This window comes from Kitasatospora sp. NPDC097643, assembly GCF_040302625.1.
Lineage (GTDB): Bacteria > Actinomycetota > Actinomycetes > Streptomycetales > Streptomycetaceae > Kitasatospora.
Window position 1 is genome coordinate 1 of the sequence record NZ_JBEOSA010000159.1, and the last position, 2,291, is coordinate 2,291.

Here is a 2,291-nt window from a genome sequence, read left to right on the forward strand (position 1 = left end):
TTGAGGGCCGGTGAGGTGGACGCGGTGGAGGCGCACGGCACCGGGACGCGCCTGGGCGACCCGATCGAGGCGCAGGCCCTGCTGGCCACGTACGGTCAGGGACACAGTGAGGAGGAGCCGCTCTGGCTGGGCTCGGTGAAGTCGAACCTGGGTCACACCCAGGCGGCGGCGGGTGCGGCCGGTGTGATCAAGATGGTGCTGGCGATGCAGCACGGCGTGCTGCCGCAGACCCTCCACGTCGGTGAGCCGTCCTCGCACGTGGACTGGTCGGCCGGCGCGGTCGAACTGCTCACCGAGGCCCGTCCCTGGCCGGAGAACGGGCGGGCGCGCCGTTCGGCGGTCTCCTCCTTCGGCATCAGCGGGACCAACGCGCACATCATCCTGGAGCAGGCACCCGCCGAGGAGCCGGTGCCGGTCGCCGCGGGCACGGGTGCGCCAGTGCCGTTGCCGCTGGTGATCTCGGGCAGGACGGAGGAGGCGCTGCGCGGGCAGGCCGGCCGGCTGCGGGAGTTCGTGGCGGCGCGTCCCGACGTGGAGGTGGCCGACGTGGGGCTGTCCCTCGCGACCACGCGCTCCTCGTTCGAGTGGCGTGCCGGCCTGGTGGCGGGCGACCGTACGGAGCTGTTGGCGGCGCTGGAGGCGTTGGCGAACGGCGCGTCGTCGGAGACAGTCGGTGCACCGACCGGTGGTCGCACGGCGTTCCTGTTCACCGGTCAGGGCAGTCAGCGGGTCGGGATGGGCTTGGAGCTGTCGGAGGCCTTCCCGGTGTTCGCGGCTGCGTTCGACGCGGTGTGTGCCGAGCTGGACCCGTTGTTGGACCGTCCGCTGCGCGAGGCGATCGTGGATGCGGGGCTGATCCACGAGACGGGGTACACGCAGCCGGCGTTGTTCGCGTTGGAGGTGGCGCTGTTCCGGCTGGTCGAGTCGTGGGGTGTGCGGCCGGACTTCCTGGCGGGTCATTCGATCGGTGAGCTGGCCGCCGCGCACGTGGCGGGCGTCTTCTCGCTGGCGGACGCATGCCGGCTGGTGGCGGCGCGCGGTCGGCTGATGCAGGCGCTGCCGCGCGGCGGCGCCATGGCGGCCCTCCAGGCATCGGAGGGCGAGGTGCTGCCACTACTGATCGGCCGCGCCGACGAGTTGGGCATCGCCGCCGTCAACGGTCCCGACTCGCTGGTGGTCTCGGGCGAGGAGCGTTCGGTCCTGGAGCTCGTGGCGGACTGGGAGGCGCAGGGCCGGAGGGCGAGGCGGCTCACCGTCAGCCATGCGTTCCACTCGCCGCTGATGGACGGCATGTTGGCGGAGTTCCGTGCGGTGGCTTCCAAGTTGGCGTTCGCGGAGCCGCGGATCCCGATCGTGTCGACGCTCACCGGCTCGCTCGTGTCGGCCGAGCTGGCCGACCCGGAGTACTGGGTGCGGCACGTTCGCGAGGCCGTCCGCTTCGCCGACGCGGTGCACGTGCTGGAGGCCGAAGGTGTCCGGACGTTCCTGGAGCTGGGCCCGGACGGCACGCTGACCGCCATGGCGCAGCACTGCCTCGCCGAGGAGAGTGGCGCCGTCCTCGTACCGGCCCTGCGCCGCGACCGGGCAGAGGCCGCGGCCGTTGCCGCCTGCCTGGGCCGCCTTGCCGTGGCCGGGACGGCGGTGGACTGGCCGGCCGCGTACGCCGGACGGGCCGGGCGCGTCATCGATCTGCCCACCTACGCCTTCCAGCGGGAGCGGTACTGGCCGCAGGGCGACACCGGTGTGCTGGGCGATGTCGGCGCGGCCGGGTTGAGCGCGGCCGACCACCCGCTGCTGGGGGCCGCCGTGCCGCTGGCCGAGGGTGACGGGCTCCTGCTCACCGGGCGGCTCTCTCTGGACGCGCACCCCTGGCTGGCGGATCACGCTGTCGCGGGCACGGTACTGCTGCCCGGAACGGCCATGGTGGAGCTCGCGGTCCGGGCCGGCGAGCAGGTCGGCTGTGCGCTCTTGGAGGAGCTGACGCTGGAGGCGCCGCTGATCGTGCCCGAGACCGGCGCGGTCCGGCTCCAGCTGCGGCTGGGTGCCGTCGACGCCGACGGGCGCAGCACCGTGGCCGTGCACTCCCGGCCTGCGGAGGGTGCCGATGACGTGCTCTGGACGCGGCATGCGGTGGGTCTGTTGGCGCAGGAATCGGCTGCTGGTGGCGAGGAGTTGAGGGTGTGGCCGCCGGCCGGTGCGGAGTCGGTGGCGGTGGAGGAGGTCTACGAGGCTTTCGGGGCGGCCGGGTTCGCGTACGGGCCGGTGTTCCGGGGCCTGCGTGCGGTGTGGCG

The 2,291-nt window shown here is 73.5% G+C and carries 1 protein-coding gene; it reads left to right on the forward strand.

All coding sequences use genetic code 11. The features are described from left to right. A partial coding sequence (locus ABTY15_RS39560) for a type I polyketide synthase (protein ID WP_502893697.1) occupies positions 1-2,291 on the forward strand: 2,291 nt, incomplete at both ends.